The 26,132-nt window shown below is 58.3% G+C and carries 30 protein-coding genes; 22 read left to right on the forward strand and 8 right to left on the reverse strand.

Annotated elements, in window-relative coordinates; all coding sequences use genetic code 11:
• Positions 1-69: 69 nt before the first annotated feature.
• On the reverse strand, positions 70-840 hold the full coding sequence (locus AC50YL_RS28375) for a hypothetical protein (RefSeq protein WP_494836410.1): 771 nt from the start codon (positions 838-840) through the stop codon (positions 70-72).
• Positions 841-1,294: 454 nt separating this feature from the next.
• Here AC50YL_RS28375 and AC50YL_RS28380 point away from each other — a divergent pair, with 454 nt between their 5' ends.
• The 13 genes from AC50YL_RS28380 (at position 1,295) to AC50YL_RS28440 (ending at position 11,015) form a co-directional block, all read left to right on the forward strand.
• Entirely contained in the window at positions 1,295-2,092 is a 798-nt protein-coding gene (locus AC50YL_RS28380) for a DUF6897 domain-containing protein (RefSeq protein ID WP_494836411.1), read from the forward strand.
• Positions 2,093-2,207: 115 nt separating this feature from the next.
• Complete coding sequence (locus AC50YL_RS28385) at positions 2,208-2,375, forward strand: hypothetical protein (RefSeq protein WP_494836412.1); 168 nt, start codon at positions 2,208-2,210, stop codon at positions 2,373-2,375.
• 140 nt (positions 2,376-2,515) lie between these two features.
• Positions 2,516-3,181, forward strand: coding sequence for a DUF2642 domain-containing protein (locus AC50YL_RS28390; RefSeq protein WP_494836413.1), 666 nt, complete (start codon positions 2,516-2,518; stop codon positions 3,179-3,181).
• 113 nt (positions 3,182-3,294) lie between these two features.
• Positions 3,295-3,519, forward strand: a complete 225-nt coding sequence (locus AC50YL_RS28395) for a hypothetical protein (RefSeq protein ID WP_494836731.1) — start codon at positions 3,295-3,297, stop codon at positions 3,517-3,519.
• Between the two features lie 35 nt (positions 3,520-3,554).
• The gene (locus AC50YL_RS28400) at positions 3,555-3,995 is read left to right on the forward strand and encodes a spore coat protein (RefSeq protein WP_494836415.1); all 441 of its coding nucleotides are present in this window, start codon (positions 3,555-3,557) and stop codon (positions 3,993-3,995) included.
• A gap of 152 nt (positions 3,996-4,147) precedes the next feature.
• Positions 4,148-4,639 (forward strand): Lrp/AsnC family transcriptional regulator, encoded by a 492-nt coding sequence (locus tag AC50YL_RS28405; RefSeq protein WP_494836416.1) that lies wholly within the window; start codon positions 4,148-4,150, stop codon positions 4,637-4,639.
• Between the two features lie 14 nt (positions 4,640-4,653).
• Positions 4,654-5,868, forward strand: a complete 1,215-nt coding sequence (locus AC50YL_RS28410) for an aminotransferase class I/II-fold pyridoxal phosphate-dependent enzyme (RefSeq protein WP_494836417.1) — start codon at positions 4,654-4,656, stop codon at positions 5,866-5,868.
• Between the two features lie 118 nt (positions 5,869-5,986).
• The gene (locus tag AC50YL_RS28415) at positions 5,987-6,208 is read left to right on the forward strand and encodes an aspartyl-phosphate phosphatase Spo0E family protein (RefSeq protein ID WP_494836418.1); all 222 of its coding nucleotides are present in this window, start codon (positions 5,987-5,989) and stop codon (positions 6,206-6,208) included.
• Positions 6,144-7,478, forward strand: a complete 1,335-nt coding sequence (locus AC50YL_RS28420; protein ID WP_494836733.1) for an MFS transporter — start codon at positions 6,144-6,146, stop codon at positions 7,476-7,478. The genes AC50YL_RS28415 and AC50YL_RS28420 overlap by 65 nt, the downstream gene beginning before the upstream one ends.
• Before the next feature lie 150 nt (positions 7,479-7,628).
• Positions 7,629-8,201 carry a cob(I)yrinic acid a,c-diamide adenosyltransferase gene (locus tag AC50YL_RS28425; protein ID WP_494836420.1) on the forward strand — a complete coding sequence of 191 codons (573 nt, stop codon included), beginning with the start codon at positions 7,629-7,631 and terminating at the stop codon, positions 8,199-8,201.
• Positions 8,198-9,328 carry an RluA family pseudouridine synthase gene (locus AC50YL_RS28430; RefSeq protein WP_494836422.1) on the forward strand — a complete coding sequence of 377 codons (1,131 nt, stop codon included), beginning with the start codon at positions 8,198-8,200 and terminating at the stop codon, positions 9,326-9,328. The genes AC50YL_RS28425 and AC50YL_RS28430 overlap by 4 nt, the downstream gene beginning before the upstream one ends.
• A 104-nt stretch (positions 9,329-9,432) precedes the next feature.
• Complete coding sequence (locus AC50YL_RS28435; RefSeq protein WP_494836423.1) at positions 9,433-9,792, forward strand: Spx/MgsR family RNA polymerase-binding regulatory protein; 360 nt, start codon at positions 9,433-9,435, stop codon at positions 9,790-9,792.
• A gap of 17 nt (positions 9,793-9,809) precedes the next feature.
• Positions 9,810-11,015: an aminotransferase class I/II-fold pyridoxal phosphate-dependent enzyme gene (locus tag AC50YL_RS28440; RefSeq protein ID WP_494836424.1), complete on the forward strand. Its 1,206-nt coding sequence runs from the start codon at positions 9,810-9,812 to the stop codon at positions 11,013-11,015.
• Positions 11,016-11,461: 446 nt separating this feature from the next.
• Here the strand turns inward: AC50YL_RS28440 and AC50YL_RS28445 are convergent, their stop codons facing one another.
• Complete coding sequence (locus AC50YL_RS28445; protein ID WP_494836425.1) at positions 11,462-11,641, reverse strand: hypothetical protein; 180 nt, start codon at positions 11,639-11,641, stop codon at positions 11,462-11,464.
• Between the two features lie 217 nt (positions 11,642-11,858).
• Here AC50YL_RS28445 and AC50YL_RS28450 point away from each other — a divergent pair, with 217 nt between their 5' ends.
• Positions 11,859-13,349 carry an alpha/beta fold hydrolase gene (locus AC50YL_RS28450; protein ID WP_494836427.1) on the forward strand — a complete coding sequence of 497 codons (1,491 nt, stop codon included), beginning with the start codon at positions 11,859-11,861 and terminating at the stop codon, positions 13,347-13,349.
• Positions 13,350-13,437: 88 nt separating this feature from the next.
• Entirely contained in the window at positions 13,438-14,298 is an 861-nt protein-coding gene (locus tag AC50YL_RS28455; protein ID WP_494836428.1) for a 5'-3' exonuclease, read from the forward strand.
• A gap of 160 nt (positions 14,299-14,458) precedes the next feature.
• Here AC50YL_RS28455 and AC50YL_RS28460 read toward each other — a convergent pair whose 3' ends face one another.
• The 3 genes from AC50YL_RS28460 to AC50YL_RS28470 all read right to left on the reverse strand — a co-directional run bounded on the left by AC50YL_RS28460 (position 14,459) and on the right by AC50YL_RS28470 (position 15,300).
• Positions 14,459-14,665: a hypothetical protein gene (locus AC50YL_RS28460; protein WP_494836429.1), complete on the reverse strand. Its 207-nt coding sequence runs from the start codon at positions 14,663-14,665 to the stop codon at positions 14,459-14,461.
• Positions 14,666-14,778: 113 nt separating this feature from the next.
• Positions 14,779-14,955 (reverse strand): hypothetical protein, encoded by a 177-nt coding sequence (locus AC50YL_RS28465; protein ID WP_494836431.1) that lies wholly within the window; start codon positions 14,953-14,955, stop codon positions 14,779-14,781.
• A gap of 102 nt (positions 14,956-15,057) precedes the next feature.
• On the reverse strand, positions 15,058-15,300 hold the full coding sequence (locus AC50YL_RS28470) for a hypothetical protein (protein WP_494836432.1): 243 nt from the start codon (positions 15,298-15,300) through the stop codon (positions 15,058-15,060).
• Positions 15,301-15,712: 412 nt separating this feature from the next.
• Here AC50YL_RS28470 and AC50YL_RS28475 point away from each other — a divergent pair, with 412 nt between their 5' ends.
• Positions 15,713-17,107: a phosphodiester glycosidase family protein gene (locus AC50YL_RS28475; RefSeq protein ID WP_494836433.1), complete on the forward strand. Its 1,395-nt coding sequence runs from the start codon at positions 15,713-15,715 to the stop codon at positions 17,105-17,107.
• 95 nt (positions 17,108-17,202) lie between these two features.
• Here AC50YL_RS28475 and AC50YL_RS28480 read toward each other — a convergent pair whose 3' ends face one another.
• Both AC50YL_RS28480 and AC50YL_RS28485 read right to left on the reverse strand, forming a co-directional pair.
• Entirely contained in the window at positions 17,203-17,463 is a 261-nt protein-coding gene (locus tag AC50YL_RS28480) for a hypothetical protein (RefSeq protein ID WP_494836434.1), read from the reverse strand.
• 151 nt (positions 17,464-17,614) lie between these two features.
• Positions 17,615-17,911, reverse strand: coding sequence for a DUF3055 domain-containing protein (locus tag AC50YL_RS28485; protein ID WP_494836436.1), 297 nt, complete (start codon positions 17,909-17,911; stop codon positions 17,615-17,617).
• Positions 17,912-18,179: 268 nt separating this feature from the next.
• On the opposite strand from AC50YL_RS28485, the gene AC50YL_RS28490 reads away from it, so the two are divergent.
• The gene (locus tag AC50YL_RS28490; protein ID WP_494836438.1) at positions 18,180-19,190 is read left to right on the forward strand and encodes an HRDC domain-containing protein; all 1,011 of its coding nucleotides are present in this window, start codon (positions 18,180-18,182) and stop codon (positions 19,188-19,190) included.
• On the opposite strand, the gene AC50YL_RS28495 is transcribed toward AC50YL_RS28490, so the two are convergent.
• On the reverse strand, positions 19,191-20,183 hold the full coding sequence (locus AC50YL_RS28495; RefSeq protein WP_494836439.1) for a zinc dependent phospholipase C family protein: 993 nt from the start codon (positions 20,181-20,183) through the stop codon (positions 19,191-19,193).
• A 332-nt stretch (positions 20,184-20,515) separates the two neighbouring features.
• On the opposite strand from AC50YL_RS28495, the gene AC50YL_RS28500 reads away from it, so the two are divergent.
• From AC50YL_RS28500 to AC50YL_RS28520, 5 genes are all read left to right on the forward strand, one after another.
• The gene (locus tag AC50YL_RS28500; RefSeq protein WP_161745473.1) at positions 20,516-20,977 is read left to right on the forward strand and encodes a chemotaxis protein CheX; all 462 of its coding nucleotides are present in this window, start codon (positions 20,516-20,518) and stop codon (positions 20,975-20,977) included.
• A gap of 106 nt (positions 20,978-21,083) precedes the next feature.
• Complete coding sequence (locus AC50YL_RS28505; RefSeq protein ID WP_494836440.1) at positions 21,084-21,863, forward strand: SDR family NAD(P)-dependent oxidoreductase; 780 nt, start codon at positions 21,084-21,086, stop codon at positions 21,861-21,863.
• Between the two features lie 16 nt (positions 21,864-21,879).
• Complete coding sequence (locus AC50YL_RS28510) at positions 21,880-23,367, forward strand: DEAD/DEAH box helicase (protein ID WP_494836441.1); 1,488 nt, start codon at positions 21,880-21,882, stop codon at positions 23,365-23,367.
• Positions 23,368-23,885: 518 nt separating this feature from the next.
• On the forward strand, positions 23,886-24,980 hold the full coding sequence (locus AC50YL_RS28515) for a Gfo/Idh/MocA family protein (protein WP_494836442.1): 1,095 nt from the start codon (positions 23,886-23,888) through the stop codon (positions 24,978-24,980).
• Positions 24,967-25,776: a sugar phosphate isomerase/epimerase family protein gene (locus AC50YL_RS28520; RefSeq protein ID WP_494836443.1), complete on the forward strand. Its 810-nt coding sequence runs from the start codon at positions 24,967-24,969 to the stop codon at positions 25,774-25,776. The genes AC50YL_RS28515 and AC50YL_RS28520 overlap by 14 nt, the downstream gene beginning before the upstream one ends.
• Positions 25,777-26,132 lie beyond the last annotated feature (356 nt).

Raw genomic sequence — 26,132 nt, forward strand, 5'->3', positions numbered from 1 at the left:
CAAAAGATAAAGCCTACCGCATTCGATAGGCTTCAGCTTATTTACACTATGCGGGCGAACGTCTATCGGTCACTCCTTATTTGCCGCCCCAGCCGCTGTTGTGGCTGCGGGAGCCTTGGGAACCGCGGGAGCCTTGGGAACCGCGGGAGCCTTGGGAGCCGCGCGAGCCACGCGAACCTTGGGAACCGGGAGAACCTTGGGAACCTCGCGAGCCTTGGGAACCGCGGGAGCCTTGGGAGCCACGCGAGCCACGCGAACCTTGGGAACCGGGAGAACCTTGGGAACCTCGCGAGCCTTGGGAACCGGGAGAACCTTGGGAACCTCGCGAGCCTTGGGAACCGGGAGAACCTTGTACGCCTTGAGAGCCTTGCGTACCTTGCACGCCTTGGGAGCCTTGCGTACCTTGCACGCCTTGAGAGCCTTGCGTACCTTGCACGCCTTGGGAGCCTTGCGTACCTTGTACGCCTTGAGAGCCTTGGGAACCGCGGGATCCGGGCGAGCCTTTGGAGCCTTGCGTACCTTGTGCGCCGCGGGAACCTTGAGAACCTTGAGAACCTTTGGAATCGCGGGAGCCCTTGGAGCCTTGTCCCGGGGAGTTGTTTTCACCCCGGGAACCTTTAGAGCCGCGCGTACCTTCGCCGCGGGAGCCTTTGGAGCCTTGTCCCGGGGAGCTGTTTTCACCCCGGGAACCTTGGGAACCGCGCGTATCTTGGCCGCGGGAGCCTTGAGAGCCTTTGGAGCCTTGTCCAGGCGAGCTGTTTTCGCCCCGGGAACCTTTGGAGCCGCGCGTACCTTCGCCGCGGGAACCTTTGGAGCCTTGTCCCGGGGAGCTGTTTTCACCCCGGGAACCTTTGGAACCGCGCGTACCTTCGCCGCGAGTACCTTCGCCTCGGGAGCCTTTGGAGCCGCGCGTACCTTGACCGCGGGAACCTTGGGATCCTTGCGTGCCTTCTTTTTGTCCGTTATTGGATCTCTGTGTTTGTTTAGGCAATGTGCTTCATCTCCTTTTCATAGATTCTATACAGGCTATGTCGCGAATCTATCAATCGCACCGGGTCATTGACTCAACTTATTAGAAATAGATAACAATCTAGTACCCTATGGATACAGGATACATATAAATACATTATAAATTGTCTCCCATGATAGATTTCACAGGGGCAAGCAATGGAGGGATGAATGCCGAAGCGAGTAGGATGAACCGTTATTATGAAAGCAGGTATCGGATCGTGTTTGCACCCTTTGGTCTTTCATGGGGCAGGTTAGAATCTATTGACTACGGAGGGATTTTGGTATGAATTCTTACTGGGGAAACATGGGCAACGAAGCAATCAGCTACAAACCGTACGGCATGCTCGGCAACCAAGGCATGGGCAACCAAGGCTCGCACTGCTGCAAGGATCACAAAAGCAACAAAAGTCACCATAGCGGCGGAAGCGGAGGAGGAAACAACTTCTTGAACAATCAAGTCGGCATGAAAGTCCGTATCAACCGCGGCGGCCCGGAATCGCTCGAAGGCACGCTCCTCGGCGTACAATCCGGCTACCTCGTGCTTAAAGCGCAAGGCGGTCTCGTCTACGTCAGCACCAGCCATGTCAAAAGCGTTACCGACCTTCCCGGAACGGGCGGATCGCACGGTTCCCGCGGCACGCGCCAATACATCATGGCAAACAGCTTCGTGGGCGTTCTCCGCGCGTTAACGCAAAAATTCGTGCAAATCAACTGGGGCGGCCCGGAAAAAATCGAAGGCTTCATCTCGCAGGTCGGCAACGAAGCGCTGTTGCTCGTCGTCGGTCCCGAACTGGTGCAAATCCCGCTTTACCACATCAAAACCGTCAAAACCGCAGGCATTTACGCCAGCAAAGGCAGCCAAGGCAGCAGCGGCAACAACAGCAACAACAATAACAAGAACAACAACAACAACAAATCCAACTCTTCCGGCGGCAGCAAATCCTCCGGCGGCAGCAAATCCTCCGGTGGCAGCAAGTCTTCCTCCGGCGGCAACCGCAGCGCGAACAACCGCAACCAAAGCAGCAAAAAAAGCGGCAGAACCTCCAGCACTACCGGTTCCAAGCGCGGCAAAAAAGGCTGAATGCAAGCATCGCGGCCGGCGGCCGAATTTCACCGCTGCCGGCATCGCGTAACGCTTATCGCAGCGGCGGCCCGGGCCGGGTTCCAAGCGAATCCGGCCTTCGGGTGCCGGCTGATTGGCCACCGCAGGCATCGAAGCGCTTGCCGGTCCCGCATGCAAGCGGACCGAACGGCGCGCTGATCATTCCGGCGGCGACACCCCGGCTATCCTCATGTTTGCGTTCGGTATCTATGTGATTGTAGACGCCTTCGGCGGGCTGCTGAACGATCATGTCCAACCATAAAGCATCTTATGTCGTCTCGGCCGGGACGTTGTCGCTGACCGATATCGAATCAGCTCCATTCTCTTGCCATGCAGCCGGCCAGTCTGCTCAGTCTCCAATTGCCTGGACGCAAATAACTGGATGAAAGGAGGTCGATTTCATTGAAACATCGTCACCCTTTATTAGACCGCTATGTCGAACTGGACATTTCCGGCAAGTCGATTACGATCCAAGGCAAACTGATCGATATGGGCCAAGACATACTCGTTATTCATAACGGCACGCAGTTCCTCTACATTCCCCTTATCCATGTACAGCAGCTTCGATTGTCGAAAGCCGATACACAGGAAATCACGGTGCCGGATCTTCCCTTCGAGCCGCAGAACGATCCCATCTCCTACCGCAAGGTGCTCATGAACGCCAAGGGCATGTTTTCGGAAATTTACATTACCGGCAACCAATCCATTCACGGCTATCTCACGAGCGTCATGAACGATTTCTTCGTGTTTTATTCGCCCGTGTACCATTCGGTGATCGTATCGCTCCAGCATCTGAAATTTCTCATTCCGTACAATCCGAACGTGACGCCATACACCTTGACGCCCGAGCAATTTCCGTTAAAGCCGTCTCCCATCACGCTCGCCCGCACCTTCGACCAACAATTGCGCAAGCTGATCGGCGAATTCGTCATCCTGGACTTGGGCGAGAACCCGAACAAAATCGGCGTGCTCAAAAGCATCGACCAAAACATTATCGAACTGTCGACCGCGGGAGGGAACTCCGTCTATCTGCACTTCGACCACGTGAAGACGGTACATCTTCCTTAACCGGCGAATCGACACGTTTTCTTCCCTGCGGGGAAGAAGCGCTACATAAGAAAAGGACGACGGGGCATACTATCCGAGGATTAAAATCCATGGAAAAAGGAGGGATTGCCTTGATGCAACCGTTGACGTCCAAAGAACTGGAATATCTGGTGGATTCGATATCGAACGAAGATCTGCTGATCAAGCAAAATGCGGTGATGGCGGCTTCCGCCAGCAATTCCGCGCTGAAGCAGGCCGGCATGCAAATGATTCACACGCATCAGCAGCACGCGCAAATGCTGCTTAACGCCATCGGCCAACACCAGCAGCTCGCCCCTACGCAGCCGCAATCGCACTAACGAAGCCATTTTACGAGCGGGAGGATCATACGAATATGTACCAACAACAAGGACAAGGCCACCCTCTTCTGTCCGACGAGGATTTGGCGTATACGGTGCTGTCGGACTTGAAGCGCGTCGTGGGCGAATACGCCACCGCGACGACGGAATCCAGCTGCCCGCAGGTGCGGCAGCTCTTCACGAATCTGCTGAACAGCACCCTGCAGATGCAGGGTCATCTCTACAAGATCATGGAACAAAACAATATGTACAGCGCGGCGTCGCCGGTGCTTCGCCAAGAGATCCAGAAGCAGCTGCAGCAGAATCAGCAAACGGAGCAGAAGACGGACCAGTTCCTGCAGCAGCTCGGGCTCGGACAATCCGGATTCAGAAATCAGCAGCAGCATATGCACCAGCCGCAAAACCAGATGCCTCCGCAGTATCAGCAGCAAAGCAACCAGCAGCATATGCCAGGCCAGAACCAGCCGTATATGTAATACCGCACGAAGACCCTACGGGGTCTTTTTTCGTGCCTGCCTTCCTGCCGAGCGGCGCCGCGATAGGGCGAGCCCGAGCGCTTTAATGCTTTGCAGGAAGCTTGGATTCGTTGTAATATAGTCTTTATAGTTATGATCAGGAGGGTTTGGCGATGGATGGACGGAAAATGCAAATACTCGAACTGCTGAAGGAAGATGCAAGGCGCTCCGCGGACCTGATCGCGACGATGATCGACGCGCCCGCGGATGAAGTGAAACAGGCCATTGCGGAAATGGAGCAGGATCATATCATCGTCAAATACGCGACCGTCGTCAACTGGAGCAAGGTCGAAGACGAGAAGGTCACGGCGCTTATCGAAGTGCAGATCACGCCGGAACGCGGCCGCGGCTTCGAAGGCATCGCGGAGCGGATTTATTTATACCCCGAGGTGAAATCGGTCTATCTGATGTCCGGCGCTTACGATCTGCTCGTCGAAGTGCAAGGCAAGACGCTGAAGGACGTGGCTTCATTCGTCTCCAACAAGCTGTCGCCGATCGATGCCGTTCTTTCCACCAAGACCTTTTTCATTCTCAAAAAATACAAGCAAGACGGCATTATATTCGAAGAGCATGAGGACGACCACCGTCTTCTCATCTCGCCGTAAGGGGTGCAGTCCGGATGATTATCGACGAGAAACAACGGAGCGCGCCTTCGAAGCGCGCGTCGATGGAGGAATACCTGTCGCCTTCGGTCAGAGCCATCAAGCCGTCCGGCATCCGGCGGTTTTTCGATCTGGCGAGCGGACGCAAGGACATCATCACGCTCGGCGTCGGCGAGCCCGATTTCGTCACGCCTTGGCATGTCCGCGAAGCCTGCGTCTACGCGCTCGAGATGGGCAAGACGCAGTATACGTCCAATGCGGGCACGCCAGAGCTGCGCGAAGAGATCGCGTACTACCTGCACAATCAATTCAGCGTGACGTACGACCCGGCCAAGGAAGTGCTCGTAACGGTCGGCGGCAGCGAGGCGATCGATCTGGCGCTTCGCGCCTTGATCGCGCCCGGCGACGAGATTCTCGTGCCGGAGCCTTGCTATATCTCGTATTCCCCGATCACGTCGCTTAGCGGCGGCGTGCCGGTCGGCGTCGAGACGTTCGCGAAGGATGAGTTCAAGCTGACGGCGGAATCGCTGCGCGCGGCCATCACGCCGAAGTCCAAAGTGCTCATTCTCTGTTACCCGAGCAATCCGACCGGCGGCATCATGACGCGCGAGGATTGGCTGCCGATCGCGAAGGTCGTGGAAGAGCACGACCTGATCGTCATCTCCGACGAGATCTACGCGGAGCTGACTTACGGCACGAAGCACGTCAGCTTCGCGGCCATGCCGGGCATGAAGGACCGCACGATTCTCGTCAGCGGCTTCTCCAAGTCGTTCGCGATGACGGGCTGGCGGATCGGCTATGCGTGCGGGCATCCGGAGCTGATCGCCGCGATGCTGAAGATTCATCAATACACGGTCATGTGCGCCTCCAACATGGCACAGGTGGCGGCGCTCGAAGCGCTTCGTAACGGCATGGAAGAGAAGAACCGCATGGTGGAGTCCTACAACCAGCGCCGCAGGCTCGTCGTGAAGGGCTTCCGCGATATCGGTCTGGCCTGCCACGAACCGCAGGGCGCGTTTTACGCATTCCCGTCCATCGCGGGACTCGGGTTGACCTCGGAGGAATTCGCGACGGGGCTGCTCGACGAACAGAAGGTCGCGGCCGTGCCCGGCGACGTGTTCGGTCTCGGCGGCGAAGGGCATCTGCGCTGCTCCTACGCAACCTCCGTCAGCCAATTGACGGAAGCGATCGAACGGATGGGATTGTACGTCAGGAAGTTAAAGGGAGACTGAAAAAGCAATATTCTTTTTTTGGTTTCTTTGTTATAATTATGAAATCTTTATCAAAATTTTAACCCGCGCTGAGCACAAGCGTCGTTGGTGGCATTGATTGATGACAGGAGGGATGGCAATGACTTGTGCTAAAACGGGTCTTACGCTGAAGTCCTCATCGTCTATACGTCGATTGGAAGACGAAATCTATGCGCTGCGTTTGAAGATGGAACAGTCTTACGTGGAAGAATCGACGTTCAGTTCCGAGAAAGTCATCGGCCTCAGCCGGATGCTGGATACCAAGATCAACGAATACATGCGGTTTCGAAGAAGGATGGGCGGCGCGTCGCCGTCCAACTGAACATAAGAGCAGAGCCTTTCGCGAAGAGGTCCTTTCAGGACTTCTTTTCTTTTGTCCTCGAGCAGGCGTTATAGAAAGGAACTTATCGATCATTATGAATGCCATTGCAGGCTTGCGCGCGTATAATTTTTTGTTTTTTGCCTTATTGGCGATATTCATCTCGTTTCTCCCCGTGTATCTGGACGCCCAAGGGCTGTCGGCCGTGAGGATCGGCATCATCGTCGGATCGGGCGGTTTCGTCTCGATCTTCTCCTCGCCGTTTTGGGGCATGATCAGCGACCGGGCCAAGACGATCCGGGGCGTGCTGCTGGCGCTGATCGCCTGCTCGACCGTCGTCGGGTATTTTCTCTACACGTCGGAGAGCTTCTTCATGCTGGTGCTCTTCACGATGCTGCTTTTCTTCTTCCTGATGCCGATGGATCCGCTGACGGAAAGCCTGAATTTTCAATCCTCGCAGGCGGCCCGGGTCAGCTACGGCTCGATTCGGACCTTCGGCGCGCTGGGCTATGCCGTGATGTCGCTCATCGTCGGCTATGTCATGCTTTATTTCGGGAAAAGCAGCCTCGGTCTCCTGTTCGCGGGCTTCGGCGCGGTGAGCTTCGTCGTCTGTCTGACGCTGCGCGACGCACCCGCGGCGAGCAAGCCGGTCTCGTTCAAGAGCCTGGGCAGATTTCTGAGCCACCGGGAAACGCTGATGTTCCTCTTGCTCGTCTTCGTAGCGGCCGTGCCCTCCCGCATGAACGATACGTATCTAGGCGTCCATCTGCATGCGCTCGGAGGGGGATCCGAGCTTGTCGGCCAAGCTTGGTTTCTCGCCGCGGGCAGCGAGATTCTCGTTTTCGCGCTCAGCTTCTGGTGGATGCGCAGCAGCCGGGAGATGGCGCTTATCGCCTTCGCCAGCTTCTTCTACTTCCTGCGTTTCTTCCTGTCGGCCTGGATTACGGATCCCCATGCCATGACGTATTTGCAGCTGCTGCAGGTGTTCACGTTCCCGATTCTTTATTCGGCGGCGATTCAATATTTGTACCGGATCGTCCCGGACGAATGGAAGGCGACGGGTCAGACGGTGCTGGCGCTCGTATTCTTCGGCGTATCGGGCATCGTGGCTTCTTACGGCGGCGGCTGGCTCTACCAGCGCCTCGAAGGCCATGGCTTCTATCTGCTCCTGTCCGGCATGTCGCTTGCCGCGTTTTTGTTCAGTCTCGTGCTGTTGGCCGTCTACCGGAAAGGGCGCTCGCAGGGTGAATGGAGCAGTAGTCGTTCGGTGTAATACGAAGCGCCGCGGGGCGGCATTCCTTATGCGGGCATAGCGAATGGAGGCGGGAACGGCGCAGCCCGAGCGGTGCCTCGTACCGGCCTTTTATGCTATAGTGAACGTAGTTTAGACCAGATTACAAGGTTGCGGGAGGAGAATTCGCCAATGAAACTTTATACGCGAACGGGAGACGGCGGGCAAACATCGGTCAAGGGCGGACGCGTCCGCAAGGACGATAGCCGGGTCGAAGCGTACGGGACCATCGACGAGCTGAATAGCTTCGTCGGCCAGGCGGCGGCAGCTGCGGCCCGCGAAGGGCTGGGGGAACTGGTCGCGGAGCTGATGGAGATTCAGCAGGAGCTGTTCGACTGCGGGTCCGATCTGGCGTTCCGCGATCCGGCCGGCCGGGAATTCAAGCTGACGGCGGAAGCCTCGGCGCGCCTGGAGGGCTGGATCGACGCGCACGGCGCGGCGGCTCCGGAGATTACCCGTTTTATATTGCCGGGGGGAAGCGACATGTCGGCGCTCCTGCACGTATGCCGGACGGTATGCCGCAGGGCGGAACGCCGTGCCGTGACGCTGAGCGCCGACATCGCGGTGCATGAGCCGGTCATGATGTACTTGAACCGGCTGTCCGATTATTTCTTCGCGGCGGCGCGCGCGGCCAACGCGAAGCTTGGCGTGCAGGATACGGAATATATCCGGAGCGCGGAAGTATTCCGCACGCGCGATTCATGAGCTTGGAGACGTCGTATTACGCGCCGCTCGCGGTACGCGTAGCCGAAGAGGACGACGGCAAAACGGTGCGCGCCGTGCTGGAGCGCCGGCTCGGCGTTTCGCGCAAGCTGTTGTCGCGCCTGAAGCTGACGGAGCACGGCATCACGGTCAACGGCCTGCGCGTCTACACGAACGACCGGGTCGCGAAAGGCGATCTGCTCGAGCTTCGGATGGAGCAGGAGGAGTCGGACGATATATTGCCGGAGCCGATAGCGCTCGACATCGTATACGAGGACGACGACCTGCTCGTCGTCAACAAGCCGCCCGGTCTCATCGTGCATCCGACGCATGGCCACTACACGGGGACGCTGGCGAACGGCGTCGTCCGCCACTGGAAGGAACGCGGGGAACGGGTGCGGTTCCGGCCGATCCACCGGCTCGACGAAGAGACGTCGGGGCTGGTGGCCATCGCGAAAACCGCCTATGTCCACCAGCAGTTGTCCGAACAGCTTCAGAGCGGCGAAGTCGACAAACGCTACCGGGCTTACGTGTATGGCTGTCCCGCGGAGCCGGCGGCCACGGTGAACGAGCCGATCGACCGCGATACGGATAACCCGCATCTGCGGGTCGTGACGCCGGACGGCTATCCTTCCGTTACGCATTACGCGGTGGAGAACGTTTACGGAAACGGCGCGGCGGCGAAGGTGAATTTGAAGCTGGAGACGGGGCGGACGCATCAGATTCGCGTCCATATGAAGCATATCGGCTGTCCGTTGATCGGGGACAAGCTGTACGGCTGCGCCGGTGCGGCGGCCGGGGGCGAGATGGAGGTCAATAGTGCGGCGACCGGTGTCTCAACCGGAGAAGAAGCGGGGATATCGCGTGCTGCCGCGGATCGATTCGCAGCAGCGGACGGTGCCGCAGCCGAAGAAGAAGCAGCTCCCGCACGCGGGATATCGCATGCCGGCGCGGATCTATCCGCTGGTGCAGGCACTACTTCGAGCCGGTTGGAGGCTGCCGTGGACCGCCAGGCACTCCACGCGGCGATCCTGTCGTTCAAGCATCCCATCACGCGGGAGCGAATGACGTTCGAAGCCTCGCTGCCGGACGACCTGCGCCGGCTGGAGGCCGAGCTCGAGAAGCTGTAAGCCTTAGCGCAGGATGAAGCGCATGGACGGAAGCACATACCGCTTGGCTTGACACATGCCTCATTCGTCATGATAGAAACCAATCGATAGGAGCACGCATCACGATGAAGAAACTAACGATCTATGAATATCCCAAATGCGGAACCTGCCGCATGGCGATCAAATCGCTTAAGAGCAAGGGGTACGAGCTGGAGGCGCATAACGTCTTCGAGGCCGCGCCGCCCGTGGACGTGTTGACGGAGCTTGTCGAGAAGAGCGGCCTGGACGTAAAGAAATTTTTCAATACGTCCGGCGAAGCGTATAAGGAAATGGGCCTGAAGGACAAGCTACCCGGCCTGACGGACGGCGAGAAGATCGCCTTGCTGGCATCCAACGGCCGGCTGATCAAGCGGCCCGTCGTGACGGACGGCACCACGGTGACGGTCGGTTTCAAAGAAGAAGAGTTTGACCGCATTTGGAGCTGAACGAGGGGGAGAAGCGGTTGACTACGAAATCATGGCGGGCGGACCGGCTGTCGCGGCTGGGCTCGTCGATCTTCGCGGAGGTAGCGGAGTGGAAGCGGAACGCGGCCGCAAGGGGACTGGACGTCATCGACCTCAGCATCGGCAGTCCCGATCTTCCGCCTTCGCCGGCGATCCGGCGCGCGCTCAGCCAGGCCGCGCTGCGGGAGGATGCCTACGGCTACCCCGGCTCGAAGGGAACGCCGGCTTTTCTCTCGCAGGCGTCCAAATGGCTGGCATTCCGGTTCGGCGTCGCGATCGATCCCGAGCAGGAGCTTGTTTCCTTGATGGGCTCGCAGGACGGCTTGGGGCATCTGGCGCTTGCGCTTTGCAACCCCGGCGATATCGTGCTGCTGCCGGATCCGGGCTATCCGGTCTACGCGGCCGGCCTGGCGCTGGCGGGAATCGAGCCGTACCTGATGCCGCTGCGGGCGGAGAACGGCTATTTGCCCGATTTCTCTGCCATACCGGAGGATGTATGGACCCGTGCCAAATTCATGCTGCTGAATTATCCGAGCAATCCGGTGTCGGCCGTCGCGGACTTGTCCTTCTTCAAGCGTGCGGTCGATATTGCCGCTCGCCACGGCGTCCTCATCGTGCATGATTTGGCTTATTCGGAAATGGCCTTCGACGGCTATCGGCCGCCGAGCATCCTTCAGGTAGAAGGCGCGATCGATGCCGCGGTCGAATTTCATTCGCTGTCCAAAAGCTTCAATATGGCCGGCGGGCGGATCGGTTTCCTTGCCGGCAACCGCGAGGCGGTGGCGGCGATGCGCGAGCTGAAGGCCAATATCGATTACGGCGTGTTTCTGCCTGTCCAGGAGGCGGGCATCGTCGCGCTGGCAGAGGATATGAGGGGAACGGGCCCTGTAGTCGGACCTATATACGAGAAGCGCAGGGACGCATTCATCCAGGCGCTCCAGGAGCAAGGGTGGACGGTCGGCAGCCCGAAAGCGACGATGTTCCTATGGGCCCAATTGCCCGCTATGCGCTGGAATCTGGCCGATTCCTGGAATTCGCGTCGAATTTCCCGGGAAATGCTCGAAAGAGCAGGCGTGGCCGTCATTCCCGGCGATGCGTTCGGGGCTGAAGGCGAAGGCTATGTCCGAATCGCGCTCGTAGAAAACGAAGACCGGCTCCGGGAGGCAGCGATACGCATCGGCGAGTTCATTCGCGGCGAACGTTGATTCGCCTGTAATTGCCGGATACCATCACGGGATACCGATCATGAATAGCGAGCATGAGTAGCGGCCATAAATACATGAACCGTCAGACAGCATCCGGAAACAGATGAGGTCGGACGGTTTTTTAGGCCTTGATCGGCTGAATTCCGGGCCAAGTCCAACAGACTGCTATTCGTTTCAGCGGCGGTCGAAGCTGATCGCGGATCGGCGTCCATGTCGAACGGATGGGGGACATATAGGCTATCTCCGCTTCGATCGAAGCTTTTCCCGTATCGACCGGAGAATATGTTATGCCGACGATCATGGAACTCCTCCGCGTTACCGACGTATATTTCTTTACCGGGTTCAAACAGCTTCCGTGCGGGCATTACAGCCAGTTTTATGCGCTGGGTGATACGTAAGGCGAAACGAAAAAGGACCCTGCCATATGGCCATATGGCGGGCTCCATCTAAAGCTTCGTCGGGTTTCTCGGATTACGGGGACGTTCCTTGAATCGTTCCTGTTCGACGAACGCCTGCGCTTCCGATATTTTCGCGGCGATCGTCTGGAGCAGTTCATGAAACTCCTCCGCGCTACAGGTCGGTTCGCGCAGTCCGTCCGGATTTTCATCCCTATCATTCGTATCCATGGTTTCCTCCCGCGTAACATAATGTCGATCGACATGGCATGATTTAGAGAAGATAGTCGTAATAAATTTTACAAAAAATGTAATATGTGTCGAAAAAGCTGTACCATATGCTAAAATTATAGTAAATCGTACGTTACATAATCGTTACAATTGACGGATCGACAACTAACTTTTCCATAGACTGCCCTGGAAATCGTTCCGATTAGGAGGCTTGAGCTTGTCTGACCTGCGCGTCCCCAGACCGATTATTACTTATCGCCTTAGGCAGTCGAATCAGCCTTCGGCGGAAACGATCATGCTCCTTCATGGAAACGGCTTCAACAGCTCGCTTTGGGGAGAGCTGGAAGACCGTTTGAGCGAAAGCTATCACCTGTTGCTCCTGGATATGCGGCCGGACGAGAATACGGACAACGACGGCTATCCGCAAGAAACGCTTCTATCCTGGGATCTGCTCTGCGGCATGCTTGTCGGCGTGATCGATGCGCTGCATCTCAAGGATGTGCATATTATCGGGCACAGCTTCGGCGGCTCTTTGGCGATTTCTTTTGCCGATCGGTATCCGGAGCGGGTCAAGACGCTCGTGCTGCTGTCGATGGTCGTCTTCTATCCCGCGATCGAGGGCGAACAGCTGCTGGACTACTACTTGAAACTGGTTGCGCGGGAAGGACTGAAGACGGTCGCTCGCCGCGAGCTGCTTCCGTTCCTTACCCTGCATCGCGAAGGAGCGCTCTACGAAGCGGTCAGACGCGCCTACGACGAGATGAACGAGCAGTTCTACTTGAGCTTGTTCATCATGCAGATGCATCATCGTCCGATCGACGGGACGCATAAAGCCGCTTGCCCGACGCTGCTGCTCGCCGGGGAGCGGGACGAGCTCTACCTGCCGACGCTGCAATCGATCACGGCCGGGTATTTCCAGAACGGAACCTTCCTGGTCGTGCCGAATGCCGCCAACGCGATTTTCATCGACCAGCCCGAGCTTACGGCCCAATGGATCACGGATTTTCTTCGGAAGGCCTCGGTGTCGGAGCGTTCTCCGCGGACAAAGTCGAGCTTGTCGGGCCATCTTCCTTCCGTGATCCGTTCCGCGGTGCAAGGCGGAGCGCCGGTTAAACCGCATTCCAATCCGCTATTGAACATCTCGCTGTTCCATTCGTTCGAGGTTCGCCTGAACGGCGTTCCCCTCGCGGCCGGCTGGGACAAACGGTACGCGAAGAACATTCTGGCCTACTTGGGCATGCATGCGTCCTGTACGCGGGAAGAGCTGTGCGACGCGCTTTTTCCGGAGCAGAACCTGCCGAACGCCTTGAATAATTTGAGGGTATACCTGGGGCATTTGAAGAAACTGCTGGAGCTGCCGGACGGAGGTTCGATCTTGCAGATCAGCGGGAAACGCATTGCCCTGCAAGCGTCGGTCTCCTGCGATTTGCTGGACTACGCGGAGGAGCTCAAGCGCAGCTTGTTTATCGAAGACGAATACGCCAAATACGAGGCGATCAAAGCGCTGCTCCCGAAGATCGGCACGGAATCGTTCATGATCGGCATCTACGATCAATGGTTCGTTAATTGCCGCACCGATATCGAGGAGATGATCGGGAGCTTATCCAAATGGGCGGCCGCTTGGGAAGCGCGGATGAACCGGCCGGACTCGGCGCTCTACTTCGAGAAAATCGCGGATCGCGTCCTGGACGGCGGCGAAGCCTTGTAAATGCATCCAATCCGGCAATAGCGTTGCGGCGAGGGGCCTTCTATTCTATGATGGTAGTATATTTCGAGAGAATAGGATGGACGCACCGATGAACGAAAACAAGATTCTGATCGTCGACGGCATGGCGCTGCTCTTCAGAGCGTTTTTCGCCCAGTCGTACGACGCGCGCAGAATGGCCGACGGGACGCCTACGAACGCCGTCTACGGTTTTTTGCAATATTTGTTCGATGCCGTGAACCGGTTCGAACCGACGCATGTGCTCTGCTGCTGGGATATGGGCAGCAAGACGTTCCGCACGGAGATGTACGCGAATTACAAGGCGAACCGGCCGGAAGCGCCGACTGACCTGATCCCGCAATTCTCGCTCGTGAAAAACATCGTCGCGGCACTCGACATCCCGAATGTCGGCATCGAAGGCTATGAGGCGGACGACTGCATCGGCACGCTGTCTCAGAAGCTGAGCGAGCTCGGGCACGTCTACGTGCTGACGGGCGACCAGGATATGCTCCAGCTGGTGTCGGAGCGCATCCATGTCGCGATCATGAAGAAGGGACGCGGCAATTACGCCGTCTACGACCTCGACTTCCTGCGCGAGGACAAGGGCGTGCACCCGTTCCAAATCATCGAGATGAAGGGCTTGACGGGCGACACGTCCGACAATTATCCCGGCGTCAAAGGCATCGGCGAGAAAACGGCGCTCAAGCTGCTGCAGGAATACGAATCGATCGACGGCATCTTGAACAACCTTGACGCATTGTCCAAGAGCATCAAAGCGAAGATCGAAGCCGATCTCGACATGCTGCACTTATCCCGTACCCTCGCCCGCATCAATATCGACGTACCGATCCATTGCGAGCTCGACGCCTGCGCCTGGGCGGTACCGCTCGAAACGGCGCAGCCGGTGTTCGAGCAGTACCGGTTGGGAGCATTGCTGAAGCTGATCGGGTAGCATTGGGTACGATCGTTGGATCGAAATCATTCCTAACGTTTTGGCGGAACAAGGACGGCGAACAACCGCTCCTTGTTTTTATTTTGCGCGCGAATAGGAGGCAGCGCCGGGCGGCCTCCTGAAGTCCGTGTATGTTTTTCGCCATCCGGCCTGGTTCCCGTTATTTATCCCGCTCGTTCATCCACCCGAAAAACCCCGCGCCGATGACCATGAATACGATGCACAGGCCTTGAACAAGCCCTTCCCAATCCAGCCCATGCGGTTCGCCGACTGGACCGGTGCGAGGACGCAGCGGGAGCAGGAACACGATGACTTGCCCGATCAGCAGCACGATCCCCGCGGCGAAAATAAGCTGGAATTTGCGCATCGGCATCCCTCCGTTCCTTAAGCGGCAGATCGTTTACGGTCTTGCGATCGCCGCGGCCGGGCACCGCTTAAATGGCGCCTCCGTCACCTCTGGCGACCTCCTTGCGAATGCCGCTAGAGACGCCGGTTCCGTTTCTCGTTCAGGTAGATATCCAGCGCTTCGATCCCGCGCAGCAAGAATTTGATGAGCAGGTAGAGCGCGTACAAGCCGAGCAAAATAAACAACCCGTACACGATAAACAAGATGATGCCCAATGAAGAAACGATCGAAAAACCCGTCGAAACGTCCATGATGCCGCATTCCTCCTTTTTGTTCGAACAATGTTGGCAGTCGTCGAGCAACAAATAAAATTGTCAATCGATATCCGGTTGTGTTCGCCTTCGCCGCTCGTCTCATTTCTCGGGCATACCGGCTCTAAATTGTCTGTAACGGATGATAGCTCTTGGCAAATTAATGATTCCGATCAGGAAACGCGAGATAAGCGGAATCAGCCGGATGAACGTCACGTGAAACTTTCCGTCTCCGACCGGACCGACCTTAGGTCTATGACTGTCCCATAGCTCGAACAGGAATAAAAGTAGCGGCAGGAGGATGCATACGAGTGCACCAGCCAGATAGACCACGTGTTTGTTCATGCGGAATCTCCATTCGGGAGTCGTTGTTGGTCTTTCATACGGCCCAATGGAGGAGCGGTTCCAATGTTGAAAAACTTGATTGCCCAATGCCAACAAACATTTTTGTAGACGCCAATTGGATGGAAAAGTTTCTTAACTTATAATAATTTCCCAAAATTGTTTGGCCGTCCGATCTTCTTGGGCTTCGCGCAAATGAACGCACCGAGGCCGGCTGATCGGTCTTGGAGTTTTTTGCTTGCTGTCGGCGGAGTCCGTCGTCCGAAGCCCGGCCGAAATTAGATCGCTGCCGATGCGTTCGATGCCGTTCATAATTTCCCGAGATCGACCGACAAATAGGAAAGGAGAACCATGATCCGGCGGTCCGCGCTCGTCGGACTCGCCGGAATCAACGAACAGGGGAGACATACGCAGCATGAAGAAACCGAATATCAAGACTATAGCGGCTGCATCGCTGCTCGCGGCGATGCTTGCGGTTCCGCCGACGGTGCGGGCGGCTCAGGCCGTTCCGGGCAGCGGCGCTTCGGCCGCGCAGAAACAAACCGTCAAATTAACCTATCCCGCTGCCGCCATCAATCTGTCAATGGGCGTCCAGGTCCCGGCCGGCCGGAAGTTGAAATTGTCCGCACCGGTACAAGTGCTATACGCGACGGGAAACCCGGCGGTCGCGAAGGTCAATGCCGCCGGCGTGCTGATGCCGGTCGCGCCGGGCCGGACAACGCTGACGATCAGCGTCTCCCCGGCATCCGCCGGCTACGCGGGCACGCTGAAGCTGCCGGTCACGGTCGTCAAGCCGGCCGCGCCGGTCAAATTGGCGTTCGAGCCGAAGCTCGAGGTCCGCACGGTCAAGGTCGCGGGCAAAAGCTTCGCCGTGCGCACCGTGACGATTCCGAAGGGCATGCCGGTCACGGCGGGCTACGCCAACCGCAGGATCGGGACGACGCAATCGTTGTCGGGCATAGCGTCCGCTTATCGGGCCGATATCGCGATCAACGGCGCCTTCTTCGATTCCTACAGCGGCATCCCGGACCCGTACGGCATGCTTATCAGCGGCGGCCAACCGGCGCATATCGGCAACACGGGCACGACGATCGGGTTCAAATGGGACGGCAGCGCCGTCATGGATACGCTGCGGCTGAGCATGAAAGGCACGGTCTCGGCGGCGGACGGAAGAACGAGTTCATGGTATGCGTATTTCATGAACCGGCTCCCTACGGGCCAATCGGCCGCGACCCTCTTCACGCCGCAGCGCGGCAAGACGCTCGGCTTCGCGGCCGAGAATGCCGTCGTCGTGCAGCGCGGCGTCGTAACCGCGATCCGTCACGGCGCGGATACCGCGATCCCGGCGGATGGGTTCGTGATCGTCTATCAAGGCGGCGAGGCCGGGCAAGCCAAGCGCTTCAGCGTAGGCGCGAGCGTCTCGTATACGCTTCGCACGACGAATCTGGGCGGCGCATCCGTCGATTGGAGCGGCGTGCATACCGCGGTCGGCGCAGGTCCGCGCCTCGTCGCGGACGGGAAAATCGCGCTCGATGCCGCGGCCGAGGGATTTCGAGATCCCAAGATCTTGACAGGCGGCGGGGCGCGCAGCGGCATCGCCATTCGCAAGGACGGGTCGATTCTCATCGCGACGGTGCCCGGCGCGACGATGAAGCAGTGGGCGGAGATCATGATTCAGCTCGGCGCCGGCCAAGCGATGAATCTCGACGGAGGCGCTTCGTCGGGCATGATGTTCCAGGGGCGCACCGTAACGCAGCCGGGCCGCGCGCTCAGCAACGCCCTGCTGTTCGGCAAGCAGCTCCGCTATTGATGCCGCGCGTCGCCGGCGGACAAAAAAGCCCGTTCGGCAAAGGATGTCCGTTTCCGGGCAATCTTTCCGAGCGGGCTGCTTTTTCATGCGGTCAATTAAGGCTCATCTACGGCATCCGGGTAGCTGTCTTCTCCGGGATAGTCGCGTCCGATCCCCTCGTGCAGCTCGCGGTTCTCGTAATCGAACCGGTTCGGCGAGCGCATGTCCATCCGCCAAGGCGTGCTTTTTCCAAGCGATGCAGACTGGATTTCGGAACCGTACGGGCCTTCTGGAAATTCTTCCGCGACAAGGTCGTTGCGTTGGGATTCGACAGATTTGAAATCCGTATACGATTGACGATCTTCTTTTTTGAACAAGTCGGCTGCCTCCTGAAACGGATTTGGGATCCTACGATGCAAGCGATCGCCCGCCGTCCCGCCTTGCTTCTGTTTGTGAGGGAAGGAGCGCGCTCCGCCGCCCGCCGGGGCAGCGTTTCATCGTATTTGTCCCCGTTTCAGTGTACCCCGATCAGTCGGTAAAATTCACCGTGCCGACCACGAATTCAAGAAACTGGCGAAGATCCGCCGCTTCCTCCTCGGTCAGCTTGTAGGTGAATTCCAGGTAACCTTCCTGGTCCAGATCGTCCTGGCCCATGATCGCGGTGCGGCCGCTTTGCAGATCGGTAATGAGCTTCTTGCCGTAGAAGCGGTTCGTCGTCATGATGGCCAAGTCGAAGCGTTTCAAATTCGGCGTGATGAACGTGACGAAACGCGTCGTCGTTTGTTCGGTCGTATCCGACATAAAATCATAATCAGGCAGCTGCATGCGGGCGTTCCTCCTTTATTTCGTCTATCATAGCATCCGGTTCAACGACCGGGCAACAGCTCGCCGGAAGGAACCGTCCGTTTGGCTATTGCCATCATGAAAGCGCTGTGCTATGATGTGAGCAATCAAATCGTTGCACGTGAGGAAGCACCTCTTTTCGCCATTCGTTGGCGTTAAGCAGGTGCTTTTTTTGCGTTCGCGCCGTTGCCGCTTGTCGGCATACGCGGAGCGCTCGGATTTGATCATTACACGCGATGGAGGTGCCTGCATGCAGGTAGTATTTTTGAACACGTTCGAGAAAGCGGGCGGGGAGGACGGCGCGGCGCGCGATGCCCAGCTGTCGATTTGCGAACAGAACGGCGTTTGGTCGGTCATTTGGACGGATTCGGAGGGGAACCGTGACGGCGATCAGGCGGTTTGGTACGAGGGAGGATCCTGGGAAGAGATGATGACCGCGTTCCGGCACGGCATCGCCGTTCGGATGGGAGACGGCTTCACGCCGCTGATCGACGGGATGCTCGAGGAGCGCAAAGGCGCGGAAGGAAGCGGCACGCTGTATTCCATGGTCCAGTGCTACGGAGAGATGAACGGCGATGCGGATTTGTTTAACGCGCTTCGCGATTGGAGACGCGCCAAGGCGGTTTCCATCAAGAAATCGGCGTACCTGGTCGCGACGAACCGGATGCTGTGGATGATCAGCGCGTTCGTGCCCCAACTGCCGGAGGAGCTGCTGCAGATCCCGGGCTGGGGCGAGTCCAAGCAGGCGGCCTATGGCGAGGAGGTGCTGGCGATTACGGCCGCTTTCGCGCGGGAAACGCAATTTCCGCTCGATTGGGTGACGGACACGCTCGATGCGAAGACGTACACGAAGTGGATGTTCAAGCAAAAGGAAATGAAATACAAAGCCTTGCTGGATCGCCAGCAGGAGAAGCGGGAGCTGCTTCGCGCGATCGCCGAAGGGAAGTCCATCGAAGAGCTTCAGGCGCAGATCGACCTGCCTCGCCGGGACTTGATGGAGCGAATCGAGAAGCTGGATACGGAAGGCTACGATCTGGAACCTCTGATCGAGAAGGAGCTGGCGCATATGCCGGCAGCCGAGCAGCAGCAGGTATGGGACGCGATGCACGCGATCGGCGACCGGTACTTGAGGCCCGTGCTGCATCAGGTATACGGCGAAGAAGCGGAGAAGGGAAAGGGCGCCTCGCTCGATCTGCTCTACGACCGCCTGCGGTTGATCCGGCTCCGTTACCGCCGGGCCGGGGGCAACCGGGTCTCCTGATCAGATCGCCCAGATCGGATCCTCGAACCGGATGGACGCGCCGCTGTCGCAGCTCCGTCCGGTTTCGTAGGAACGGTTGCCGATCAAGCGTTCCGCGGCTTCCCGAAGCCGATGCTTGGAAGGCGAGCCGTCGCCGTTTGGCTCCTGCTGCTCGGATTCTTCGCAGCGAAGCCATAGCAGGACGGCTTTCACGATCGGCGTGCTTTCTTCCATCGCTTTGTCCCACAGCATCCACACGTCGTCGTCGTGCCGAGTCCGGCCGTCCGCCGGGTCAAGCCAAGGGCGGCGCGCTTCGTTCAAGATGTCCAGCTTCGGAAGCTGGCGCTTATACACGAACGGCTCGATCTGCTTGAACGTCAATAACCGCTTGATCCCCGTAGGATCATGAAACAACCGCTGCGCCCGGATCATGTCGCGCATCGCGCTCCTCCATTGCTCGCGGCGGATATGCGGTGCCGTCTCCGGATAATGCACGGCCGCAATTTGCTCGAACGCATCCACGATCGGCTCCGGCAGGTCGCCCCGAATATCGATTTCGCGCCAAACCTCCGTTTTCCAGGTCTCTACGCCCAGCAGCTTCCGAACAAGAAGCGTATCCAGCATGACTTCAAAACGCTGATGGTCCCATTTGCGAAAGCCCGAACGGCTGAATACGTAGGGATGCATGACGCGGTCCAATAGATGATGAAGCAGAAATCCCAACGCATAAACGAGCGCGGCGCCTTTGGAAGGATCCCCGTCCGGCGTATGGTCGGCCGCCTCCAGCATGTCCATCAACGCGGGTCCGCAATGCCGCTCGTGCATGGCGCTGCCCAATTCGTTCATCGTTCTGTCTTTCTGCCAAGGCAGAAAATGATGATAGAACAGAAAATCCGGTCCTTGGCAGCCCATGTTGAACATGTGCCTCCGCTCCGGCTGCGCGATCAGCGCTTCTTCGCCGAGCACCTGCAGGCAGCGCTGCCCGAATATCAAATGGGTCCATACGTTAGGCACGTTTAACCTCCTAAAAGTTTTGCGAGCGAAGCCCGCGGCCGGGAATCCGGCGAGGAAAGCAAAACTGCTTCGAAAGCACAGGCTAAGTTTTGCGAGCGAAGCCCGCGGCCGGGAATCCGGCGAGGAAAGCAAAACTGCTTCGAAAGCATAGGCTAAGTTTTGCGAGCAAAGCCCGAAGAACAGGCAATTTGTAGCATGGACATGGGGATAGTCGGGACAAGAGTTCGACATATTTCCGCAAATATTGCAAGGAATAGTATACTTGGCCTAATTAATCCTGTATAATTGTAAGTAGTTTGAAAGAAATCGTCGAAAAGGGGCGCTACTTCAAGATGAAGGCTGAGTATATTAATCCCTTCTTAGAATCCGCTAAAATCGTGATCGAACAAGTGATTCAAATCAGACCTTCAACCGGGCAGCTCGGCATTAAGGACATCAAATTCGTAGAGAACTACATATGGATTCAAATCGGCATCAACGGCCAAATGAACGGGGATATCGTATTCGGCTTAAGCGAGCAGGTAGCGCTCAAAATGGTTTCCGCCATGATGGGCGGCTACGCCATCGCCGAAATGGACGAGATGGGCAAAAGCGCGATCTCGGAGCTCGGCAATATGATCAGCGGCAATGCCAGCACGATGCTGTTCAATCAGGGCGTAAAGGTGGACATCACCCCGCCGAAAGTCGTGCATTCCGCGCAGGCCGCAGGCTTTACAGCGACTAAAGCACTGACCATTCCGCTTATTATGGATGGGATAGGCGAACTGGATATCCAGGTCTTAATTGCATCGTAGCATGATTCAAGCTCCTTTGGGAGCTTTTTTTCTTGTCCGATTTCATGCCTGGCCGCGGATTCGTTTTGCCTATTTGACCCCGTTGAAGTAAACTGAATGTCAGGTGATGCGCGTGTTACAAGGGAAAATCGTACTGATAACCGGCGCGGCGGGCGGCGTAGGAGCGGAGACGGCCAGGCAGCTGGCCGCGCTGGGCGCCATTCCGATCTTGACGGGGCGCGGCAAGGAAAAGCTGGAGCGGATGTCCCGGTCGATCGGCGGCGAGCATGGCGTTTATGAGCTGGACGTGACGGATTTTGACGCCGTGCAGGACGTGGTTCGCCGGGTTGCCCTAACGTACGGCCGAATCGACGTGCTGCTCAACAATGCCGGCTACGGGGTCTTCGAACTGTTCGAGGACGCGCCGCTGGAACGGTTCGAGGCGATGATGGACACGAATTACATGGGCGTGGTGCGCTGCGCGAAAGCCGTACTGCCGGTCATGCGCGCGCAGGGCAGCGGACAGATCGTTAACGTCGCGTCCATGGCGGGCAAAATAAGCACGGCGAAAGCATCCGGCTATGCGGCGACGAAGCACGCGGTGCTGGGCTTTACCAACGCTTTGCGCGCGGAGCTCGCGCCGTTGAACATTGCCGTATCGGCCGTTAATCCCGGGCCGATCGACACGCCTTTCCTGCAGGCGGCGGATCCGGACGGGGCATATGCCAGCCGCGTGCGCAGCTATATGCTGACGCCGGAGCGGGTCGCGGCGGCGATCGTGAACGTGATCCGAAAACGGACGCCCGAGGTGGACTTGCCGATGTCGGCGTCCATCGGCATCCGGTTGTACGGGCTGTTTCCGCGGTTTGCCGACCGGGTCGCGGGACGATGGCTTAATCGAAAGTAAGCAAACGAGGAGTTTGATGACTGTGTCTTGGGAAGAGTTGCAGCTGCAGCCGCAGCTGATCGAAGCATTAAGAAGCAATAAAATCGAGTCGCCGACGCCTGTGCAGGCGGATACGATTCCGCTGCTGCTGGCAGGCCATGATATTTCGGCCAAATCGCAGACGGGCTCGGGCAAGACGCTGGCGTATATGCTGCCGGCGCTCCAGTTGGTCGACACGGCGAACGCCGGCGTGCAGGTGATGGTGCTCGCGCCGACGCAGGAGCTGGCGATGCAAATTTTCCGCGTGGCGGAGACGTACGGCGAGGCTCTCGGCGTGAAGACGCAGCAGCTGATCGGCGGCGCGTCCATGCAGCGTCAGGTGGAGAAGCTGCGCGAGCATCCGCATATCGTGGTCGGCACGCCGGGGCGCATTCACGAGCTGGTCAAATCCGGCAAGCTGAAGCTGCACGCCATCCGGTTCGTCGTGATCGACGAAGCCGATCAGGTGTTTAATCTGGGTTCGACGATCGAAGTGGAAACGTTGCTCAAAGGCATGCTGCGCGACCGGCAGATCGCCTTCTTCTCGGCGACGAGGCCGCAGGCCATGGCGGAGGTGGAAGACCGCTGGATGCGCGACCCGCAGCAGGTCAGCGTCGATGCCGAGCGTCAAGTCGGAAGCCGGGTGGAGCATTATTACGTCGTCAGCGAGCGGCGCGATAAAGTCGATACGGCAAGACGGCTCATCCGGCTGCTGAAGCCGTCCTCCGCGCTGCTGTTCATTAACGAAACGGACGAGATCGCGAATTACGAATCCAAGCTGAAGTATGAGGGATTTTCGGTGGAGACGCTGTACGGCGATGCCGACAAGCAGCGGCGGGCGGCTACGCTCGCCCGGTTCAGGGACGGGCGCTGCCAGATTTTGCTCGCGACGGACGTCGCGGCGCGAGGTCTCGACATCGTGGACTTGCCGCTCGTCGTGCATCTGGACCCGGCCTTGGACGCCGATCATTACGTGCATCGTTCGGGACGGACGGGACGGATGGGCAAGCCGGGCACGGTCGTGTCCATCGTGTTGCGCAATCAGCTGTTCATCATGGATAAATTCCGCAAGCAGCTCGGCATCGACCTGCAAGAGAAGACGATGTACCGGGGGAAATTGTGGACGCCGGGCGAGGAGCAGGGGAATCGTCCGGAACAAGGCTACCGGCGTGAATCCGCTCCGCGGGTCGGGAGCGGAGGCCAAACTTCGGGTGCGCGACAAACGGGCGGGGAACGGACGGAGCGGCCGAACGCGACGCCGGCTCGTTCAGGCCAGGCGGGCGCTTCGATAACAGCGCGCAGCTCGGCCGGCGGAGCGGTCAATGCCGCGGGCGGCCAAGGCGGAACGAAGCCCGCGGGCGCGCCAAGCAAGCCGGGCGCGACGCTGGCCAAACCCGCGAAGTCCAAAAAAGAACTGGAGCGGGAACGGAAAAACAAAGGGGCGCCGAAGTGGCTGAAAGCCAAACGCGACGGCGAACCGCAATAGCACGGCAGCAACCGGAACCAGCCTTGGGCTGTTCCGGTTTTTTTGCGTCGTTTGCGTGCAATTAGCGCGGCGGTCCATAGGACGGATTCCCGAGCATTTGACGAATCGGATCGACTCGGGCGAAGTCGGGTGAGGCGAGTGGCGAATCTGGTGAATTGAAACGACTCGGAACGACTCGGAACGACTCGAAACAAAGACATCCTTCGTTTCGAGTTTTCGGCTGCCAGGAGCGGTCGACCGTTCGTCCGCTCCTGAAGCTTTGCCCCGGCTCTGCAAGTAATTCTCCGCGTCTGAGTCCATACAACCAATCCGAAAGCCAACCCCTCGCTCCGAAATTTAACCGCTGCAGCCGAGTTTTTGCTTGTTCTGGTGAAATGTCTGGTGAAACGCCAGTTATTGTGCCCGGGCACGGAAAAAGCTTTCTTATTCGCGGCAACCTGTCGTTTGCCAGATAAACCATGTTGCAGTAAGATAGCGCTTCCAGGGTATATACCAACCTATCTCATGAGGTGACCAAGATGCGATTTTATTTAATCGGAGCCGGCGTCATAAACCGGACCCACGCAGAGGCGATCTACAAGCTGCAAGAGGAAAGCGGATCGATCGAAATTAAGGTAGCCGACCCGAACCCCGCGGCGCTTGCCGGCTTCGCGGAGCGTTTTCCGAAAGCGCTCGCATTCGCGGACGCGAAGGAAATGCTGCGGGAGGAGCCGCGCGAGGACGACATCGCGATCGTCGGCACGCCGCCGTTCACGCACTTCGCCTTGTCCAAGCTGGCGCTGGAATCCGGGCGCCACGTCTTGTGCGAGAAGCCGCTCGTGATGAACGGCAAGGAAGCCGAAGCGCTGCTTGAAATCGCGCACGCGAACAACCGTCTGCTCGGCTGCTGCAGCGTGCGGTTCCTGCATGTGCCGAAGACCGAAGAAGTGAAGCGGATTCTCGGGTCCGGAGAGCTCGGCGACGTCTATAAAATATCGTTCGTCTTCCGCGGCCAGCGGGGCCGCCCGGGCGTCGAATACCAGCCGGAAAGCCGCTGGTTCCTGGACCGCTCCAAAAGCGCGGGCGGCATCGTCATGGACTGGGGGCCGTACGATTTCTCCGTGCTGAACGATCTGCTGCTTCCGCAAAGCATCGAGGTCTCCGCCGCCTGGATCGGCAAGCCGGAGACGGAGATCGATCCGACGGATACGGTGTACGACATCGAGGGCCATGTCGGCGCCATGCTGAAATTCCGGCAGGACGGCGGCAAGACGGTATGGGTGCAGTACGAGCGGGCCTCCTGCACGCACGGCGAGCCGTATTCCTTCGTGGAGATCGAAGGAACGAGAGGCGCCGTGAAATGGTCGCCGTATTTCGAAACGGATCAAATCCTGGTGAAAACGGACGAGCGCGGCGAGGTGGCGGCGCGGGCGAACGAGATCGCGTACGAAGGCCCGATCGGCTACATGGACCATCCGGTGCATTTCTTCGTCCGGAAAGTGAAAGGCGAGCAGTCGCCGGCGCTCGTGAACGAGCAGGCGGTTTTCAATTTCCTGGCGCTGCAAGCGATCTACGACAGCGCGGCAAGCGGGAAGCCGGTCGTGCTGGGGAGGGGCGTACATGCTCGCGAATAAAGGATTTTCGACCGGGCTGTACGGCTGGCAGGCCGAATACTGGAAGGACGGCCGGGAACCGTCCCTGGAAGAGATCCTCCGCAGCTGCGCGCAGGCCGGGCTGCAGGCGATCGAGGCCGACCCGACCGACGAGATTCTCGCGCTGGCGAAGCGATTCGGACTGGCGATCTCCGGCGCGTATGTCGGCTTGCAATTGCACGAGCATTATGATCGCTTGAACATCGGCGACACCGTCCTTCCGACGGCGAAACGGCTGGCGGAAGCCGGCGGCACCGACCTCGTGATCAACGCCGATCCGAAGGGCGGCTGGGACGAGCCGCAGCCGAAGACGGAGGAAGAGTTTGAGCGCCAGGGCGACAATCTGTCCCGGATCGCGGCCGCGGTGAGCGAACTCGGCCTCATGGTCAGCATGCACAATCACGCGTCGGACAAGCATAACGCGGAAGGCGACCTGCGGTCCGTGATCCAGTACGCCGACGGGCATGTCGGCTTATGCGTCGATACCGGCTGGGCGCATGTCGCCGGCATGGATCCGTCCGAGCTGCTGCGCAGTTGGCCGGACCGCATCCGCGCGTTCCATTTCCGCAACCAATTCGGCCGCGTGCCGAGCGCGGAGCTGGCGGAAGGCGAGATCGACATGCGGGCGCTGATGAAGACCGCGGCAGCGATCGGGTACGAAGGGTGGTTAACGCTCGAGCTGCTGCACGAGGAGGAGACGCGCGCGGCCCTGACGCTGCCGGAAGCAACGTCGAGATCCGTTGCGTTCCTGCAGTCATGCTTGCAAGAGCAACAGTAAGCGGCCCAGCTGCGATGGGCATGTTCAGTGCTGCGAAGAGAACAGCCCCGCGGCATAAGGGTTTTTAATGCCTATTATCGAATCGATTCACCAAAATGGGTGAAACCAGCCAAATAACGCAACAAAAATGCCAGCTGCAAATTGCATAAATACTCCGAATGAAAGCCTTCCATGAGATATTCGTTAGGTTAGTATCTGGTTGTGAATCGTTTCGATGTATGGTGAATTCAATTGACTTTCACCAGATCATCTGCCGCTTCACCGGCGAATCGGGACGGATGATAAGCAGAGAGGCACGGATATCCGGAAATTTTCCGGCAGCTTACGAGACGTTTCAATGGCAAATAAAGATGGAG

This window comes from Paenibacillus sp. J22P277 (genome assembly GCF_059383675.1).

Excerpts from the sequence above, each read along its gene's own strand:
- AC50YL_RS28455 (WP_494836428.1), top strand. The coding sequence starts at position 13,438 with ATGAACGAAAACAAGATTCTGATCGTCGACGGCATGGCGCTGCTCTTC.
- AC50YL_RS28490 (WP_494836438.1), top strand. The coding sequence starts at position 18,180 with ATGCAGGTAGTATTTTTGAACACGTTCGAGAAAGCGGGCGGGGAGGAC.
- AC50YL_RS28505 (WP_494836440.1), top strand. The coding sequence starts at position 21,084 with ATGCGCGTGTTACAAGGGAAAATCGTACTGATAACCGGCGCGGCGGGC.
- AC50YL_RS28425 (WP_494836420.1), top strand. The coding sequence starts at position 7,629 with ATGAAACTTTATACGCGAACGGGAGACGGCGGGCAAACATCGGTCAAG.
- AC50YL_RS28405 (WP_494836416.1), top strand. The coding sequence starts at position 4,148 with ATGGATGGACGGAAAATGCAAATACTCGAACTGCTGAAGGAAGATGCA.
- AC50YL_RS28510 (WP_494836441.1), top strand. The coding sequence starts at position 21,880 with ATGACTGTGTCTTGGGAAGAGTTGCAGCTGCAGCCGCAGCTGATCGAA.
- AC50YL_RS28460 (WP_494836429.1), bottom strand. The coding sequence starts at position 14,665 with ATGCGCAAATTCCAGCTTATTTTCGCCGCGGGGATCGTGCTGCTGATC.
- AC50YL_RS28475 (WP_494836433.1), top strand. The coding sequence starts at position 15,713 with ATGAAGAAACCGAATATCAAGACTATAGCGGCTGCATCGCTGCTCGCG.
- AC50YL_RS28395 (WP_494836731.1), top strand. The coding sequence starts at position 3,295 with ATGCAACCGTTGACGTCCAAAGAACTGGAATATCTGGTGGATTCGATA.
- AC50YL_RS28470 (WP_494836432.1), bottom strand. The coding sequence starts at position 15,300 with ATGAACAAACACGTGGTCTATCTGGCTGGTGCACTCGTATGCATCCTC.
- AC50YL_RS28445 (WP_494836425.1), bottom strand. The coding sequence starts at position 11,641 with ATGGATACGAATGATAGGGATGAAAATCCGGACGGACTGCGCGAACCG.
- AC50YL_RS28400 (WP_494836415.1), top strand. The coding sequence starts at position 3,555 with ATGTACCAACAACAAGGACAAGGCCACCCTCTTCTGTCCGACGAGGAT.
- AC50YL_RS28485 (WP_494836436.1), bottom strand. The coding sequence starts at position 17,911 with ATGCAGCTGCCTGATTATGATTTTATGTCGGATACGACCGAACAAACG.
- AC50YL_RS28465 (WP_494836431.1), bottom strand. The coding sequence starts at position 14,955 with ATGGACGTTTCGACGGGTTTTTCGATCGTTTCTTCATTGGGCATCATC.
- AC50YL_RS28520 (WP_494836443.1), top strand. The coding sequence starts at position 24,967 with ATGCTCGCGAATAAAGGATTTTCGACCGGGCTGTACGGCTGGCAGGCC.
- AC50YL_RS28500 (WP_161745473.1), top strand. The coding sequence starts at position 20,516 with ATGAAGGCTGAGTATATTAATCCCTTCTTAGAATCCGCTAAAATCGTG.
- AC50YL_RS28410 (WP_494836417.1), top strand. The coding sequence starts at position 4,654 with ATGATTATCGACGAGAAACAACGGAGCGCGCCTTCGAAGCGCGCGTCG.
- AC50YL_RS28515 (WP_494836442.1), top strand. The coding sequence starts at position 23,886 with ATGCGATTTTATTTAATCGGAGCCGGCGTCATAAACCGGACCCACGCA.
- AC50YL_RS28380 (WP_494836411.1), top strand. The coding sequence starts at position 1,295 with ATGAATTCTTACTGGGGAAACATGGGCAACGAAGCAATCAGCTACAAA.
- AC50YL_RS28430 (WP_494836422.1), top strand. The coding sequence starts at position 8,198 with ATGAGCTTGGAGACGTCGTATTACGCGCCGCTCGCGGTACGCGTAGCC.
- AC50YL_RS28435 (WP_494836423.1), top strand. The coding sequence starts at position 9,433 with ATGAAGAAACTAACGATCTATGAATATCCCAAATGCGGAACCTGCCGC.
- AC50YL_RS28415 (WP_494836418.1), top strand. The coding sequence starts at position 5,987 with ATGACTTGTGCTAAAACGGGTCTTACGCTGAAGTCCTCATCGTCTATA.